General features: G+C 62.9%; 1 pseudogene. It reads left to right on the top strand.

The window, feature by feature from the left end:
• Positions 1-267 (top strand): annotated as a pseudogene (locus BK660_RS33390) (pilus assembly protein); the annotation flags it as partial.

Here is a 267-nt window from a genome sequence, read left to right as displayed (position 1 = left end):
AGTCGCCGGCCTGGTACGGCGCTTGAGCAGACGCCTGCCGCCCGTGGCACCGAATACTCAATTGGGCGGCCTCACGGTGATGTATGGCGTGCAGAGCAGTTCCGACGGCGCACTGCTGGCCAATCACATGGCCTTGGTGGTGCAAAAAAGCGGTCAGCAAACCTTGTTGCTTGATCTCGGTTTGCCGCGCGGTGACAGCCTCGCCCTGCTCGGGCTGGAGAGTTCGTTCCACTTCGGCGATGCCTTGCGCCACTTGCGCAGGCTCGA

The organism is Pseudomonas brassicacearum, from assembly GCF_003732265.1.
In the GTDB taxonomy this organism is placed as follows: domain Bacteria; phylum Pseudomonadota; class Gammaproteobacteria; order Pseudomonadales; family Pseudomonadaceae; genus Aquipseudomonas; species Aquipseudomonas brassicacearum_D.
Note: the sequence above shows the minus strand (reverse complement) of the source record. Positions and strands in the feature narration are given on the sequence as shown.